Source organism: Streptomyces sp. NPDC014995 (assembly GCF_043080745.1).
Lineage (GTDB): Bacteria > Actinomycetota > Actinomycetes > Streptomycetales > Streptomycetaceae > Streptomyces.
Genome location: NZ_JBIBVX010000017.1, coordinates 117,811 through 133,379, shown reverse-complemented (window position 1 = coordinate 133,379; position 15,569 = coordinate 117,811). Strand labels below are relative to the sequence as shown.

Genomic DNA, 15,569 nt, shown 5'->3' with positions numbered 1-15,569 from the left:
CGTAGACAATGTAAGCGCATTCAGAGTAGTTTCCGGAGGCCGGGGCGAGCAAGCGACGCCAGAGATGCGTGCAGCCGGGCAGTCGCGGGGGCCGACACGGCCCGTGCCCTGCTCGGCCCCGCCGGGCAGCACGACCGGCCAGAAGGTACGCAAGGCGCCGACGCCGTCGAAGCGAGCTGCTGCCTCCACTTCCCGAGAGGCCGGCTTGCACAACTGTTTCATGAGGAAGATCACGTGGAGGCATGGTGGGACAGCCCGTCCGCTCGGCGGTGTACCTGGATCCGGACGCGTCCGTGGAAGCGAGGGCCGAGGACCTGCTGGTCCGGATGACCCTGCCGGAGAAGGTCGGGCAGTTGCTGCTGCTCGACGCGCGTCAGGATCTGCTGGACATCGTGTCGGCCAAGCTGGCCGGGTCGATCCTGCATGCGTCGCCCGCGCGGATGCGGGAGGCCATCGCACTGGCCCGGCGGACACGGCTGGGCATTCCGCTGCTGACAGCCGACGACTGCATCCACGGTCATTCGTTCTGGCCGGGCGCGACGATCTTCCCGACGCAGCTGGCCATGGCCTGCGCTTGGGATCCCGGGCTGCTCCAGCGGGTCGCCCGTGCGGCGGCGACCGAGATCGCGGCGACCGGCATCCACTGGACGTTCTCGCCGGTGCTGTGCATCACCCGGGACCTGCGGTGGGGCCGTATCAACGAGACGTTCGGCGAGGATCCGTTCCTGATCGGTGAGCTGGGGGCCGCGATGGTGCGCGGTTATCAGGGTGAGGGTCTCAGCGATCCGACGGCTGTCCTGGCGTGCGCGAAGCACTTCGCGGGCTACTCCGAGACCCAGGGCGGGCGGGACGCCAGCGAAGCCGACCTCAGCCCACGCAAGCTGCGCTCGTGGTTCCTGCCGCCGTTCGAGCAGGCAGCTCGTGCCGGTTGCCGCACCTTCATGCTCGGCTACCAGTCGATCGACGGGGTGCCGATCACCGCGAACCAGTGGCTGATCAACGACGTGCTCAAGCGGGAGTGGGGCTTCACCGGAACGTTGGTGACCGACTGGGACAACGTCGGCCGGATGGTCTGGGAGCAGCAGGTCTGCGCCGACGATGTCGAGGCGGCGGCGGTCGCCGTACAAGCCGGGAACGATCTCATCATGACCACGCCGGCGTTCTTCGAGGCCGCACAGGAGGCGGTCGCCCGCGGCCTGGTCGACGAGAAGCAGATCGATGACACGGTACGACGGGTCCTGCGGCTCAAGTTCGAGCTGGGGCTCTTCGAGGACCCTCGCGCCCCCGACCCCGAGCGGCAAGCAGTGGTGATCGGCTGCCGCGAGCACGCCGACCTCAACCTGGAGACCGCTCGCCGTTCCCTTGTCCTGCTGCGCAACGACGGGGTGCTGCCCCTTGAGGGCGGCCTGACTCGCGACGGAGCGGGCCGCGCCGCCGGCCAGGGCCCGCCGCGAACGATCGCGGTCATCGGCCCCAACGCCGACAGCCCGCAAGCCATGCTCGGCGACTGGGCGGGAGCCTCCGGGCAGGTCGACTGGATGCCGGAAGGACAGCCACGCGCATTGGTGGAGACAGTGCTCGACGGATTCCGCGCCGTCGCACCCGCCGACTGGACTGTCGCGCACGTACGCGGAGCCGACATCGAAGTCCTCGCCCCCGACCCCCGAGGGCCGCTCTCGCCCGACGGCCAGCCGCGGCCGCCCGTTTTCACCCCCGCCCCCATCGATCAGGCACGACTTCGGCAGGCCACTGCCGCAGCGGAGGCCGCCGACTACGCCGTGGTGGTCGTCGGGGACACCATCGCCCTCACCGGCGAGGGGTGCTCGACGGCCACGCTCGATCTCCAAGGCGGCCAGATCGCCCTGCTCGACGCGGTCGCCGCCACCGGCACACCGATGATCGTGGTACTGATCCAGTCCAAGCCGAGCACCCTCCCGGACTCCGCCCTGAACGCGGCAGCACTCATCGAGGCGTTCAGCCCGGGCATGCGCGGTGGCCGCGCCATCGCCGAACTCGTCCTCGGACTCATCGAGCCCAGTGGCCGTCTGCCGGTCTCCTTCGCAAGCCACGTCGGACAGCAACCGGTCTTCTACAACCAGGTGCGAGGCCAGCACGGCGACCGCTACGCGGACCTCAGCCAGGAACCCATGTTCGCCTTCGGCGAGGGCCTCAGCTACACCACCGTCACCTACTCCGCCCTCACCGTGCAGGACCACGACGTCCCCGCCGACGGCACCGTCCACGCCACCGTTCGCCTCACGAACAACGGCAGCCGCCCTGCCCTGGAAACCGTTCAGGCATACGTCAGCGATCTGACCACCAGCGTCACCTGGGCCGAGCAGGAGCTGAAGGCTTTCGTCCAGGTTGAGATCCCTCCCGGCGAAACTCGCGACGTCGGCATCCGCATCCCTGCCTCGCGCTGCTCGCTCGTTACAGCCGACAATCACCGAGTGGTCGAACCCGGTGGGTTCGCACTCCGTGTCGGTCCCAGCTCGCGACCCGAGCAACAGCTGACCGCGGAATTCCGCATCCGGGCTTGAAGGACATTCCCAACCGCCCGACCGGAGCGCCTGACAGCCCCGGCTGGTCAACGGCACCTGCTGACGCAAGGCCCTCCGCGCCCGCACGGAGTACCCGGACACCCCTCCGGCTGATGCACACCACCACGCGATCACGCGACTTCGAGCGGCGCATCACCAGCGCCGAGGCGATGGCCTACCGGTCGATGACCCTGCTCATGACCCGCTGTCTGGACCGGTCACGCCCTGCGCGAGCGTGAACCTGCCTGGCGCAGGCTCGGCCAGCCATCCGCGCGCGGCCAGGCGCTTCACCTTCGACCGCAGCGCCCCCACCCGCGCCGGCACCCCGTCCATGCCGAACCCTGCGGCCATCTCCTGGCAGGTCGACGGCCGTTGATGCAGCCGGGCCCGGGCCGTGAGCGCGTGCAGCGCCCGGGCGGCACGGTCTCGTCGCCGGGCAATGTCGGGCATGTCCTCCCGGTACTCGTCGGCGACCGCCTGGAGTTCTTGAGCCGTCCGACCGGGAGCATCCCACCACCACGGCGCCACGAGAGACAACCGGACCAACTCCTGCAACCCGATCGCGAGCGGGCCGGCCACGCCGTCGGGGCTCACGTGTACCACCGGGAGTTCTTCGCCGCTCTCGGTGCGCAGCTGGCGCGGGACGCGGCGCACGTGGTCGTCGCCTTGGTGGTGCGGGGTGAGCAGCCGGTGGAGCTGCTCGGGGGGTGGCCACGCCAAGGGTGAAGGGCATACGTGCCCGTCGACCATTCCTCCTCCCCTGCACCTCGGGCAGCCCTACGATCGCCGCTCCTTCGGCTCGGCCGGGAGGACGTCGGCGGGGGGCCGTTGACAGGCAGACCTGCTCAGACGCCCGTCGTCTGCCGGACCTGCTGCAGCCAGGCCGCGCAATCGGGTGAGCTGAGCAGGTCGGAGTGGCCGCCCGGGAACGTGCGCCGAGTGAACGGGCCGGTCGTGGTCCGCTGCCATGCGGCGATCGTGTCGTCCGTCGTCAGCGGGTCCTCGGTGCCGCGGGCGGCCAGCACTGGGCAGTGCAGGACGTGACCCGTCGAGGGGGTGAACTGCCTGAGCAGGCGCAGGTCCTGGGCCGTCGTCTCGGCGACGACGGCGCGCCAGTCGTCCGACGGGGCCCCGGCCAGGACGCCGGGGTCCACCCTGTCGAGGTAGGCCGCCGCCTCGGCCGGGCCGGTGCCGGCCTCCTCCGGTACCCTCAGCCGGCCCGGCCCGGCGGCGCCCACCGCCACCAGCGCGGCGATCTCGACGCCGGCCTCGCGCAGCCGGGCCGCGGTGGCGTAGGCGACATAGGCGCCGTAGCTGTGTCCGAGCAGCAGCGGGCGTACGGCGGGCCTTCGGGTGATCTGCTCGGTGCAGGCCTCGACCACCGCGTCGAAGGAGGCGGCCGGGGCCCCGAAGCCCCGGCCGGGGCGCCCCGGGTAGCGCACCGGCCAGGACGCCCGGCCCAGCGCCCGGGCAAGCGGCCGGAACTCGGTCCCGAAGGAACCTGCACCGGGAAAGAAGACGGTGGCGTGCGTGACGTCGTCCATGGTGGTCTCCGTAGGTCGGTGTCTGGTGCTGTCCGCGCCGCCGGCGTTCGCCGGTCCGGCGCGCACACGGCCCGCACCCGTTGGTGACCTCCGGCCGTCCATGCCGACCGCTGCGACAGGTTCCAGACCGGCGGCTCCCAGCCGCCGCGCCGGCCGTGCTTCGCCGGTGGCCGCCGGTCCTGCGGGTCGGCGGCGTTCACCGGTTCGCGTGCTCGTACTCGGGTTCCGTTCTCGACGGGCGGCGGGTGAGGACGACGGTCGTCAGCGAGAGGGCGGCGAACAGGGCCCAGCACGTCCACATGGGCGGACCGGCGAGCACGGTCACGGCGACCACCGTGAGCGCGCACAGCGCTGCTACCGCCCTGGGCGCGCCGGGTCCGGCCAGCTTGGTGTAGCAGGCCGCGCCCAGGCCGTAGAGCACGAAGTAGATGCCGCCGGACAGCACGAAGAGGAGCTGGAACGACATGACGCCCGTCGAGCCCGGCAGCGCGATCAGGGTCAGGACGGCGCCGACGGCCAGCACGGCCAGCACCGGGTTGCCGTCCCGGTGGCGTACCCGGGCCAGCGGGGCGGGCAGGTAGCCGCTGCGGGCCATGCCGTACACGAGGCGGGACAGGGCCAGGACGGAGGCACACACGTTGGCGGTGATGGCGGCGACGACCAGCGCCAGCGTCACCGGCCGGCCCAGGTCCCCGAGCGAGCGCTCCGCCAGCCGCAGCAGCGGCGCCTGGTCCAGGGCCTCGTCGCCGGGGCCCACCGTGCTGAACAGGCCCAGCAGCACCAGCCCGTACAGGGCCACCACGATGACGTAGGAGGCGGCGAAGATGCGCGGGATGGCGTCCGGGCGTTTGTGCTCCTCGAAGGTGAAGGCCACGGTCTCCCAGCCGGTGAAGGCGACGTAGACGGCGGTCAGGACGCTGCCCAGCTTCCCCAGCGGCGGCACGGCCGTGCTCGGCGCCCGCACCCCGTGCGTCCCGAGCGCGACCAGCGCGGTGCAGGTGACGAGGATGAACAGGCCGAGGACGAGGGCGATCTGGACCTTGCCGGAGACGTTCGTGCCCAGGCAGCCGATCAGGGTGGCGAGGGCGAGGACGGCGACCGGGAACAGCCAGGCGAGGCTCGGGAGGCCGGAGAACTGGGCGACGTAGCGTCCGCCGGTGATGGCGGTCGCGGGGATGCCGGCGACCAGCGCGAGCGTGGCCAGCATTCCGGCGGACCGCCCGACGGGCCGGCCGAAGGCGACCTCGGAGTAGTGGGCGACCCCGGACGCCGACGGGTGGCGACGGCCCAGCCAGGCGTAGCAGTACAGGAGCGGAATGACCGACACGGCGGCGACCGCCCAGGGCAGCCAGGCGGAGCGGCCCAGGTCTTGGTAGCTCGTGCCGGGCAGGATCATCATGCCGCTGCCGAGGATGGTGGACAGCGCGAGGAAGGTGCCGACGGCACCACCCAGCGACTTCTGCAGTCCGCTCACGCCGCGTCCTCCTCGGCGAGCACGCCGGTGAGGGCCCGGTCGAGGGTGGTGTTCCAGGTCGCGTCCAGGTTGTGCCGGCCGGGGGCGACCGTCAGACGGAACTCCCCCGGCACCCGGTGGGCCCAGGCGGCGCAGCGTTCGGGCGGGATGAACCGGTCGTCCCGTCCGCACAGCACGTGCAGGCCGGTGAGGGGGCCGGTGGGGCCGATCCGTTCGGCGAGGCGGTCGGCCACCACGGCGTCGGCGCGCAGGCCGTCCGCGATCTCGGCCAGCATGTCCTCGTCGTCGAGTAACTCCGGGGGGAAGCCGTCGTCGGCGAGTACCCGGGCGATCTGGGGGTCGGTGAGCTGTGACATCGACGGTATGCGTCCTGAGGAGTCGGGGCAGGGTGTGTTGATGACCAGTACCCCGGCCGGCCGGGCACCGCTCATGGCGAGGGCCGGGTGCAGACAGACGGCGGACAGTCCGCCCATGGAGTGCCCGGCGAGGACGATGCGGCGGGCGGCGCCGCGCTCCGCGGCCCGCCGGATCGTCTCGACGGTCCGTTCCTGCCAGCGGCCCGAGTCGAGGTCGGCCACGGAGTCGGCGTTCGGCAGGGCCAGCACGGCCAGGCCGTGGCGTGCGGCGGCGTCCTTCAGCAGGGTCAGCGTGGTGCCGCCGCCCCCGGCGGCCGGGAAGCACACGCACAGGTCCTGACCGGCGCCGGCCCCGCTCATGTGCGGAATTCCTTGGCGTCGACCACCTCGACCTGCAGCTCGGTCAGCCCGAGCATGAAGTTCGAGCGCAGCTTGCGGGGCGGTTCGAGTACCGCGAACGCCTTGTCCCAGGCGGCCAGTTCCTCAAGGAACGTCTGGATTTCCAGGGTGGCCGCCGGTGCGCCGACGCAGCGGTGCACGCCGGCCCCGAAGGCGAGCTGCTTGTTGTCGCTGCGGTCGATCAGGAAGTCGTCAGGGCGGTCGAAGACGTCGGCGTCCCGGTTGGCGGACATGTTCCACAGGGTGATGAAGCTGCCGGCCGGGATGACGTGCTCGCCGATCTCGTAGTCCGCCACCGCCAGCCGCTGCACATAGCTGTTGGTCGAGGTCCAGCGCAGGAACTCCTGGGTGGCCACGTCGCAGCCGACGTCGCCGTCGGTGACCTTGCGCCACTGGTCGCGTTCCTGGTCGATGGTGTGGACGGTGAGGCTGGCGGTGTGCGGGGTCGTCTCGTTCCCGCCGACGGCGACGTTCAGGCCGTTGAGTACGGCGACGTCGCGGGGCATGGTCCCGTCGGCCACGCACTGGGCGAGGAAGCCGATCATGTCGTCGGCCCGGCCGGAGCCGAGCCGCTGCCCGATCAGCTGGTCGATGAATTCGAGCACGTCCAGCTGGGCGTCGACGAGCGTGTCCAGCGGGGAGGTCCCGGCGTACACCTCGTCGCGGTAGCCGATCATCGTGCGGGTGGCTTCCAGCAGCTGGTGAGCGTCGCCGGGGCCGATGCCGAAGAGCACCTCCAGGACGCCCTTGGGAAGCTCCGGTGCGACGACGCTGCTGAAGTCGATCCGGTCGCCCACCGACAGCTTGCCCAGGGCGTCGCGGATGTTGCGACGCACCGTGCCGCCGACCCGGCCGAGCATCTCCCGGCTGAACCCGCTGGTCTTGACCGGTTTGCGGAGGGCGGTGTGCTCCGGCTGGTCGGTGACGATGAGCATGCGGCCGGACGCCGAGTCCTTCTGCGGCAGGTAGGAGCCGTCGACCATCGTCCCGTAGGAAGAACTGAGCCGCCGGTGATCGACGTAGGCCGCGTAGATGTCGGCGTACCGGGTGAGCGCGTAGAACTCGTAGCCGTCGTCCCGGCGGTGCACGGACACGGGGTGGTGTGCGCGCAGGTCGGCCAGGTACGCCCACGGGTCGTCGTCGGCGAAGAACTCCGGCGAGTACAGGGGGCTGTCCTCAACGACCAGCATGGGCGCCTCCGATCAGGTCGGCTATGCGGGCCGGGGTGCGCCCCTCGAAGAAGACGTGCCCCGGGACCTTCACTCCGGTCCGCTCCTTCAGCAGGGCGCGGCAGCGCAGGACGGCCAGTGAGTCGACGCCGGCGGCGAAGATGTCGGTGTCGTCGGCGAGTTCGCAGTCGAGTACCGTACGCACGCAGTCGGTGATGGCAGCTGGTGAGATGTCGGTCATGTCTCCTCGGCCTTGTCTGTCGTTCGGTAGTGGTCCATCAGGGTGGGGACGTCGACCTTGCCGCCGGCCTTGACCGGGTACCGGTCGACGAGGCGGACGCCGATCGCGGGTGAGAAGTCCTGGACGACGGTCTCGATCCGCGACCGGGCGGCCGCGTCCCGGAGCGTGGCGGGGTCGGTCCGGACGAAGGCCACCGTGTGCCGTTCGTGCTGGACGACCCGGCAGTCCTGCACCCGGGGCAGGGCGGTGACCCGCTGTTCCAGGGCGGCGGTGTCGACCCGCATGCCGTTCACCTTGACTTCGCCGTCCAGTCGCCCGGCGAACACGAGGTTCCCGTCGCCGTCGGTGTGCACCAGGTCTCCGGTGCGGTACGACGGCTGGCCCGCCGCGTCGCGGAACCGGTGCGTGAGGGCACCCCGGTCGAGGTAGCCCCGGCAGACGAACGGGCCGGTCACGACCAGTTCGCGGGCGTCGGGCGGGCCGCCGTCGGGGGTGCGCAGCAGTTGCCGGCAGCCCGCGAGCGGCCGGCCGATGGGGACGGCCGGTGCGCACAGGTCCGCGGGCAGCCGGTAGTGGTGGGTGGCGAAGGTGGCCTCGGTCGGCCCGTACAGGTTGACGAAGTGGTTCGCCAGGCCCGCCCGGCGGGCCTGCCGGTAGGTCGCCGCCCGGAACTGTTCGCCGCCGCTGAACAGCCAGGGGACGTCCGCGACGGCCTCGGGCAGCACCTCGACGACCGTGGCGAGCACGGCGGCCGGCAGCAGCAGGCGGCCGATGCCGTAGGCCCGGGCCAGGCCGGGCCAGGCGAAGACGTCGTCGTTGACGTGCGGCAGGCACACCACGCGCCCGCCCGCCGCCACCGTGCGCCAGGTGTCGAACCACCAGCCGTCGTAGGTGGGGGTGGCGAAGCTGCCCGCCGTGAGCGGGCCGGGCACGGGCACATCCAGGTCCCGGCAGAGGAAGAGGGCCAGCAGGTTGTCCCGGGTGACCGCGACGGCCTTGCGGCTGCCGGTGCTGCCGGAGGTGAGGTTGACCGCGACGACGTCTTCGGGGACGCGGTCCGGCGGCAGCCGACGGGCGGGCCGCGCGGCGGGCTCGACCGACGGGTGGGGGGTCGCCGACACGGTCAGGGTGAGATCGGGCCGTATGCGGTCGAATTCCCGCTCGGTAAGGGTGTGATCGTCGGCGACGGCCACGCAGCCGGCCCGCCAGGCACCCAACTGCCCGGCGAAACACCCGAGCTTGTGCCGGGCCCGGACGACGACCACGCGGGCCGGGCCGTGCGCGCGGACGCATCCTTCGACCGCCGCGGCGAGCCGTGAGACGTCTGCCCAGCTGTACTCGGTGCCGTCCTCCACCCACACGGTGGCCGGCGAGGACCACTGCCGGCCGTGCAGCAGTTCGGGCCAGGTGTCCGTCATGACCGCAGTCCCAACTCGTCGATGATGGCGCTGATGCTGATCAGGCTGAGCCGGACATCCCACTTGTCGGGCGTCGCGTCCGCTTCCAGGGCGGTCAGGGCGGCGGGGCGGAAGACACCGCTGGCCGCGACGAGGTCCCGCCAGCGCGACAGGGTCCGCTCGTCGGCCGTGTCGGCGAGGCCGTACGCCGTGAAGCCCTGTTTGGCGCGGTGCAGGATCCGCTCGGGCACGATGCCGGCGTACGCCTCCTTCAGGCATGCCTTGCCCTCGAAGTCGGCCGTCTTGCGCTCGTCGGGGACGGCCAGCGCGAGCTCGACGACGGGGTTCCCGAGGAACGGGTAGCGGCCCTCCACGGAGTTCGCCATGAGCATCATGTCGCCGTGGTCGCCGAGCAGGTGTCCGCTCAGCTGCACGTACACGTCGGCGATCGACCTCAGCTGCATCCGGGTCAGCCCGGCGGTCTCGCGGTCGTCGAAGGGGATGAGCCGGTCCCGCCAGAACTCCTTCCCGGGCAGGGAGTCAAGGGCCTGCGCGGTGAGGCACAGCTCCCGCCGGCGGGCCGTCCGCCTCCGGTCGGTCTCCCAGGCGAAGTCCGCTCTGCCCCACGCCTGTTCGTTCTCGGTGTGTGGCTCGGGCGGTTTCCTGCGGGCGCCGTCGAACGCGTAGGAGTCATAGCCGAAGAACAGCTCGTCGGCGCCTTCGCCGGAAAGCACGCCCTTGAGGCCGGTGAGCCGTACCTGCCGGGCGAGCATCAGGGCCGCGACGTTGTACGTCTCCCGCTGCGGGTAGCAGCAGTGGCGCACCATGTCCTCGAACTCGGCGGCCACATGGGCGGGGGTGCAGCGGACCTGGTGGTGCTCGCTGCCCACCGCGTCCGCGATCTCCCGCTGGAACCGGCCCTCGTCGAGCGTGACGTCGTCGAAGAGCACGGAGTACGTCCGGGTGGGTTTCTCCCGGGTGCGGGCCGCTTCCAGCACGAGGGTGCTGGAGTCGAAGCCGCCGCTGAGGTAGGCCCCGATCTCGACGTCCGCCCGCAACCGGTCCGCCACCGACCGCCCCACGGCCTCACGGATCTCCTCCCCGGTGACCGGACGGTCCGCCTCCCGGAAATCCCCGTAGCGCCAGTACCGTACGGTCTCGGGCGGCCCGTCGCCCAAGCGGACCACGCATCCGGGCGGTACCGCGCGCACGTCCTCGACCAGGGTCCGGGGCGCGACGATGTTGCCGAGCGCCAGGTACTGGTCGACCGCGCCCAGGTCCAGCCGCCAGGCGTGCGGCACGCTCCGCACGAGCGGCTTCAGTTCGGAGCAGAAGTGGACCTTGGTGCCGAGCACGGCGTAGAAGAGGGGGCAGATGCCGAAGCGGTCCCGGGCCAGGTACAGGCTGTCGTCGGCCCGGTCGTGGATCACGGCGGCGAACTGCCCGTCCACCCGGGCCAGGCCCGCCGGCCCGTAGCGGGCGAACAGCTCCGGCAGGACGGCGACGTCGACCCGGTTGTCGGGCGGGGCGCCGCCGGGCAGGGCGCGCAGTTCGGCGGCGTTGTAGATCTCGCCGTTCGTCAGGGCCGCGTACCGGCCGCTCGGGTCCTCGGCCGGCTGCCAGCCGTCCTTCAGCGCGGTCATCCCGAGGCGGCCGAGCTTCGCGGACAGGGTGGGCGTGTTCAGGGAGTAGGTCTCGTCCGGTCCGCGGTGCACCAGCCGGGAGTGCATCGCGGCGACGACGGCCCGGTCGAGGGTCTTGTCCGGGGCGTAGGTCCCGCACAGGCCGCACATGGCGTCACACCCCCCGTTCCGGCAGCCGGCCGGCGAGTTCCCGCAGGTTCTCCGCCCGCAGCACGTCCCGGACGCCGGCATCGGTCCAGCCCAACTTCTTCATCCCGTTCACCAGGACCACGGCCGAGGCGGAGTCGCCGCCCAGCTCGAAGAAGTTGTCGTCCAGCCGGGCGTCCTGCACCCCGGTGAGGGTCCGCACCAGGTGCAGCAGCTGCTCGTCCGGGCGGTCGGGGGCGTCCCCGGTGGCGCGGGTCTGCCGGCGCGTGCGCAGGGCATCCCGGTCGATCTTGCCGTTCGGGGTGCTGGGGAAGACGTCGACGCGCTCCAGCACCGACGGGATCTTGTAGGGGTCGAGGAGGCCGTCCAGATGCCGGCGCAGGGTGCGCGGGTCGGCCTCGCCCTGGTAGTAGCAGACCAGGGTGTCCGTGGCGGCACGGTCGCCGTCGGCGTGCGCCTCGGCCACGACCACGGCCTCGCGTACGGCCGGGTGACGGCACACCGCGCTCTCGATCTCACCGGGATCGAGCCGGTAGCCGCGGACCTTCACCTGGCGGTCCAGCCGCTCCACGAAGTAGAGGCGGCCGTCGCGCAGTTCGACGACATCCCCGGTGGCGTAGCCGCCCGTCCCGTCGGGACCGGTCAGCGGGCTGACCCCGTCCTCGGTGAGGTATCCGGCCGCGACCGAGGCTCCGGTGACGACGAGTTCGCCCCGTCGTGTCCCCTCCCCCGTGGTCCCGGTCCCGAGGTCGCGCAGGACGTACGCGCAGTCGCCCACCGGATCGCCCAGCGGCACCCCGTCCTGGCAGTCGTCCGGGTCGAGGGCGTCGCTGAGCAGATTGCACACCGTGGTCTCGGTGAGGCCGTAGGCGTTGTGGAAGCCCGCCGCCTTGGACCAGGTGCGGACCACGGCCGGGCGGCACGGGCCGCCCCCGTTGATCACGTGCTCCAAGTGCATCCCGTCGCTGGGTTCGGTGACCGTCAGGGCGAAGGGGGTCGTCTTGAGATGGGTGATCCCGAACCGCTCCAGCGTGTCCTGCAGGACGGGCCCCGGCGCGAGACGCTCCTCGTCCACGACGACGAGACACGCCCCGGCGGTGAGCGTCCAGAGGATCTCGGTCAGGCAGCCGTCGAAGGTGAGCCGGGCGAACTGCAGGGTCCGGCTGCCGGGTCCGACGGACAGGCGGGTGACATGATCGCGGACGACCGGGGCGAGCGGGGCGGCCCGGACGAGGACGCACTTGGGCGCGCCGGTGGATCCCGAGGTGTGGATCGCGTACCCGATCTCGCCGTCGGCGAAGGGAAGCGGGCGCGGCGCGGGCGTGCCGTCGGCGGGGAGCCGGCGGGCCGGCAGCTCGGTGAGTTCCACGTGGCCGTCGTCGCCCGAGCCGCGGGCCAGCAGCCGGACACCGAGCAGGCCCGTCTTGGCGGCGTTGGAGGTGTCGCTGTCCCGTTCGTCGACGAAGACGAACGGCCGCCGTGCCTTCAGGGCGCCGATCATGGCGACGATCGCGGCCGCGCTGCGCGTGGCGAGCAGCGCGACGCACTCGCTCGGTTCGGTGCGCTGCCGTAACCGGTGCGCGAACTCGTCCGCGAAGGCGCCGAGTTCCCGGTACGTCAGGCCGGACTCGGCGGTGCGCACCGCTTCGTTGTCCGGGAGTTCCCGGACGACGCGGTCCAGCGCGTCGAGCACGGACTCCTCTGCTGGAAGCATGTCACCCTCCTTCACCGTGGACTGCCGGGGACCGTGCCTTCTGGCGGGCCGCCGCCTGCTGCCGGACGGGATGGGTCAGCGTGCCGACGTCCTGCACGACCGCCTGCACCGTGTCGCCGGCGTTGATGACCGCCGCTCCGGGAGTGCCGGTGCAGATGACGGTGCCGGCTTCGAGCGTGCGTCCGGCGCTGAAGTACTCCACGAGGCGGTCGAGGCCGAACTTCATGTCGGCGGGGGTGGCCGCCGCGACCGTCTCCCCGTTGCGGACGGTGGCGACGCGCAGGGCGGCGAGGTCGTCGTCGCTGAACTCGTCCAGCGTGACCAGGACCGGGCCGACACTGCAAAAGGTGTCGAACCCCTTCGCCCAGGGGATGTGGCGTGGATTCTCCCGGATGACGTCCTCGGCCGTCATGTCGAGGACGGCGGTGACGCCCGCCACGACGTCGCGCCAGTCGGCGCGCTCGACGTTCTTGCAGGTGGTCTTGATGACCAGGCCCAGCTCCGCCTCCGCGGTGACCCGCCGGGACTGCCGGGGCAGCTCGATGTGATCGCCGTTGCCGATGAGGCAGTTGGCCGGGCGCAGGTAGGAGCCGGGGCCGGAGCGGGGCTGCTCCGACTCCAGGTCCTCGGAGTGGCGCCGGTAGTTGAGCCCGGCGCCCCAGATGTCGGCTCCGGGATCGACGACGGTGGCGGCGAGTTCCAGGGCGGGCTGGACGGGGCTGAGGGCACCCGCCTGCCGCTCCAGGGCGCCGGCCAGCTCCCGCGACGGCGTGTCGCCGAGGAGGTCGCTGATCCGGGAGGTGCGGGCGTACCCGGGAACGTCCGACAGGTCGTACCACTGGTCGCGCCGGTGCACGGCGATGCGGTGGCCGGCGGCGGACGTGCGGGTCCTGGTGATTCTCATGGGGTCTCCTCGGGGAGGGCTGGGAGGGCTGGGAGGGCTGCGGTGAGTGGGCTCCTGTGGGTTCCTGCGGGTTCCTGTTGGCGGGGCTCCCGGGTGGCTCCGGACAGCGTGTCCCGCTGCCTGTCTGGGCCGGGGGTACCCGACCGTCCAGGCGCAGGCGTGTGCCGGCGGGCTCTGGCCGGGCGGGCTTCCGTCCCTCCCGGCGGGCGGGCTTCCGTCCCTCCCGGCGGGCGGGCTTCCGTCCCTCCCGGCGGGCGGGCGTTCCCGCCGCCCGGGCGAGCACGTCTTGCCCGCAGCTCCGTGCGAGCGCGTCCTCTGGCGCCCCGGTGGGGTGTCTGCCGGTCGCTCCGGACGGGCGAGCTTCCACCAGCCGGCCTCGGACGGGTGAGCCCCCGCGCCCCCGGACGACCGCGCCCCCAGTCGCCGCGGGCTGGGACGTCGCAGAGCCGGGGATGCCCCCGTGGGGCGCGGCGGGCCGGCAAGCACCAGCGCTGGGCGCCGACGGTGGCGACGGACGCCGCTCATCCGTGGTGCCGGTCCGGTGACTTGACGGGGTCCGGACGACGGGCTCAGGCGCTGATCCTGTTGGCAGCGGTGCGGAAGTCGGCCTTGCGCGGGCTGTGGTCGGCGATCTCCACGGCCGTCTCCATCAGCCGCGCCGGGTCCGTGTGGTACTCCTCGGCCAGTTCCTCCACCAGCGGGAAGTAGCCCGAGTGGATGCCGATCACCGCGCCGAGAACCTGCATGGTGCGGTCCTCGGGAATGGGGTCCATGTGTTCCCGGCAGTAGGCGGCGAGCTTGGCGAGTTCCCGGTAGTCGAAGAGGTCGGTCCCCAGCATCTTGATGACCCCGGCCAGCGACTCGATGGCGGCATTGCCGGATCCTCGGCCGATGCCGTCGAGGGTGGCGTCGACGATGGTGGCGCCCGCCTGCATCGCGGTGATGCTGTTGATGTTGGCCATGCCCAGGTTGTCGTGCCCGTGGAAGCCGACGACCGGGAAGTACTCGCGCACCGCGCTCACGTAGGCCTGCACGTCGGCGGGCAGCATGGCGCCGTAGGAGTCGACGACGTAGACGCCCGCGATGTCGGGGGTCACCCCGTCGAGCAGTTGGACGAGCTGGCGCTCCGGGGTCGCGCTGGACTTCATGAGGTTCAGGTAGACCTGACCGCACAGTTCGGTGGCGCGCCGCAGGTAGTCGAGGTTCTCGGGGACCCGGTCGGGTTCCATGCCGACCCGGACGAAGGACATGCCCCGGTCGCTCATCTCCGCGATGGTGTCGAGGCGGGTGAACTCCGGCTGGGCGAACATGCCCCAGGGCTTGCGGGCCAGGGCCGAGCGGGCGATCTCGGCCCAGCGGTAGTGGCCGATGTTGCAGGGCTTGATGCCATTGCGTTCGGCCTCCAGGCCGATTCCGTGGCCCACCTCCACCTTGGCGACCGGGATCTCGTCCAGCCGGGTGAGCAGGTGCGTCACGAACTCCTCGTCGAGCTGGAAGTCGACGGCGTACGAACCGTCGCGCAGGGTGCAGTCGAGCAGTTCGATAGCCGGCGCTTCTTCGGGCCGGCCGTCCGCTAAGGCCATGTCAATACTCCTTGTTTTCGACAGCACGGATGACGCCCCCGGAGAGGGCGGAAGAAAGGGGAATCCAGCGATGACGGAAACGTGTGGGGAAGCGATATTCCCTTGTGGTGTTGCCGTGCTGAGTTACGCGTTCCCAACCCAAGGTGCCGTGAACACGCATTCGTTCTTTGACTGAATAACGCGCCCCTGTTGGCAGGGAATCCGGCGTGTCAATCACCAGTCCGCGTGAGGCAAGGGGCGGGTACGCCGGCCGTCCTGGCTGCCCAGAGCCGGTCCGCGGGCCCGCGCCACGGGATCCGCGGTGCGCGCCGCCCCGGGGGCGCAACACCCGAACCGGGCGTCTGGGGCACCGAGTTACGGCCGACATGGCCGCAGAACCCGGGAGCGCCCTTGACGGACACCACGGCAGGCCACTCACGCCCGCGGCGACCACGACCACCCGGCCTGGGCGTACCTGC

At 71.8% G+C, this 15,569-nt stretch carries 12 protein-coding genes; 1 reads left to right on the top strand and 11 read right to left on the bottom strand.

What is annotated here, in order from left to right:
• The first annotated feature begins 242 nt into the window (after nucleotides 1–242).
• Nucleotides 243–2,540 carry a glycoside hydrolase family 3 N-terminal domain-containing protein gene (locus ACF1A1_RS30730; protein ID WP_392004269.1) on the top strand — a complete coding sequence of 766 codons (2,298 nt, stop codon included), beginning with the start codon at nucleotides 243–245 and terminating at the stop codon, nucleotides 2,538–2,540.
• Between the two features lie 195 nt (nucleotides 2,541–2,735).
• Here the strand turns inward: ACF1A1_RS30730 and ACF1A1_RS30725 are convergent, their stop codons facing one another.
• The 11 genes from ACF1A1_RS30725 to ACF1A1_RS30675 form a co-directional block, all read right to left on the bottom strand.
• Entirely contained in the window at nucleotides 2,736–3,260 is a 525-nt protein-coding gene (locus tag ACF1A1_RS30725) for a hypothetical protein (protein ID WP_392004268.1), read from the bottom strand.
• A gap of 125 nt (nucleotides 3,261–3,385) precedes the next feature.
• Nucleotides 3,386–4,084 (bottom strand): thioesterase II family protein, encoded by a 699-nt coding sequence (locus ACF1A1_RS30720; RefSeq protein WP_392004267.1) that lies wholly within the window; start codon nucleotides 4,082–4,084, stop codon nucleotides 3,386–3,388.
• 196 nt (nucleotides 4,085–4,280) lie between these two features.
• On the bottom strand, nucleotides 4,281–5,558 hold the full coding sequence (locus tag ACF1A1_RS30715) for an APC family permease (RefSeq protein ID WP_392004266.1): 1,278 nt from the start codon (nucleotides 5,556–5,558) through the stop codon (nucleotides 4,281–4,283).
• Nucleotides 5,555–6,274: a thioesterase II family protein gene (locus tag ACF1A1_RS30710; protein WP_392004265.1), complete on the bottom strand. Its 720-nt coding sequence runs from the start codon at nucleotides 6,272–6,274 to the stop codon at nucleotides 5,555–5,557. Before ACF1A1_RS30710 ends, ACF1A1_RS30715 begins: the two co-directional genes overlap by 4 nt.
• Nucleotides 6,271–7,503, bottom strand: coding sequence for a cytochrome P450 (locus tag ACF1A1_RS30705; protein WP_392004264.1), 1,233 nt, complete (start codon nucleotides 7,501–7,503; stop codon nucleotides 6,271–6,273). Before ACF1A1_RS30705 ends, ACF1A1_RS30710 begins: the two co-directional genes overlap by 4 nt.
• Complete coding sequence (locus ACF1A1_RS30700; RefSeq protein WP_392004263.1) at nucleotides 7,490–7,723, bottom strand: acyl carrier protein; 234 nt, start codon at nucleotides 7,721–7,723, stop codon at nucleotides 7,490–7,492. Before ACF1A1_RS30700 ends, ACF1A1_RS30705 begins: the two co-directional genes overlap by 14 nt.
• Complete coding sequence (locus ACF1A1_RS30695; protein ID WP_392004262.1) at nucleotides 7,720–9,141, bottom strand: AMP-binding protein; 1,422 nt, start codon at nucleotides 9,139–9,141, stop codon at nucleotides 7,720–7,722. Before ACF1A1_RS30695 ends, ACF1A1_RS30700 begins: the two co-directional genes overlap by 4 nt.
• On the bottom strand, nucleotides 9,138–10,913 hold the full coding sequence (asnB, locus tag ACF1A1_RS30690; RefSeq protein ID WP_392004261.1) for an asparagine synthase (glutamine-hydrolyzing): 1,776 nt from the start codon (nucleotides 10,911–10,913) through the stop codon (nucleotides 9,138–9,140). The genes ACF1A1_RS30695 and asnB overlap by 4 nt, the downstream gene beginning before the upstream one ends.
• Nucleotides 10,914–10,917: 4 nt before the next feature.
• A complete protein-coding gene (locus ACF1A1_RS30685; protein WP_392004260.1) occupies nucleotides 10,918–12,624 on the bottom strand; it encodes a non-ribosomal peptide synthetase in 1,707 nt (568 codons plus the stop codon).
• A 1-nt stretch (nucleotide 12,625) separates the two neighbouring features.
• A complete protein-coding gene (locus ACF1A1_RS30680) occupies nucleotides 12,626–13,528 on the bottom strand; it encodes a fumarylacetoacetate hydrolase family protein (protein WP_392004259.1) in 903 nt (300 codons plus the stop codon).
• 569 nt (nucleotides 13,529–14,097) lie between these two features.
• Complete coding sequence (locus tag ACF1A1_RS30675; RefSeq protein WP_392004258.1) at nucleotides 14,098–15,111, bottom strand: hypothetical protein; 1,014 nt, start codon at nucleotides 15,109–15,111, stop codon at nucleotides 14,098–14,100.
• Nucleotides 15,112–15,569: the final 458 nt, after the last annotated feature.

Excerpts from the sequence above, each read along its gene's own strand:
- ACF1A1_RS30700 (WP_392004263.1), bottom strand. The coding sequence starts at position 7,723 with ATGACCGACATCTCACCAGCTGCCATCACCGACTGCGTGCGTACGGTA.
- ACF1A1_RS30695 (WP_392004262.1), bottom strand. The coding sequence starts at position 9,141 with ATGACGGACACCTGGCCCGAACTGCTGCACGGCCGGCAGTGGTCCTCG.
- ACF1A1_RS30680 (WP_392004259.1), bottom strand. The coding sequence starts at position 13,528 with ATGAGAATCACCAGGACCCGCACGTCCGCCGCCGGCCACCGCATCGCC.
- ACF1A1_RS30720 (WP_392004267.1), bottom strand. The coding sequence starts at position 4,084 with ATGGACGACGTCACGCACGCCACCGTCTTCTTTCCCGGTGCAGGTTCC.
- ACF1A1_RS30685 (WP_392004260.1), bottom strand. The coding sequence starts at position 12,624 with ATGCTTCCAGCAGAGGAGTCCGTGCTCGACGCGCTGGACCGCGTCGTC.
- ACF1A1_RS30705 (WP_392004264.1), bottom strand. The coding sequence starts at position 7,503 with ATGCTGGTCGTTGAGGACAGCCCCCTGTACTCGCCGGAGTTCTTCGCC.
- ACF1A1_RS30730 (WP_392004269.1), top strand. The coding sequence starts at position 243 with ATGGTGGGACAGCCCGTCCGCTCGGCGGTGTACCTGGATCCGGACGCG.
- ACF1A1_RS30675 (WP_392004258.1), bottom strand. The coding sequence starts at position 15,111 with ATGGCCTTAGCGGACGGCCGGCCCGAAGAAGCGCCGGCTATCGAACTG.
- ACF1A1_RS30710 (WP_392004265.1), bottom strand. The coding sequence starts at position 6,274 with ATGAGCGGGGCCGGCGCCGGTCAGGACCTGTGCGTGTGCTTCCCGGCC.
- asnB (WP_392004261.1), bottom strand. The coding sequence starts at position 10,913 with ATGTGCGGCCTGTGCGGGACCTACGCCCCGGACAAGACCCTCGACCGG.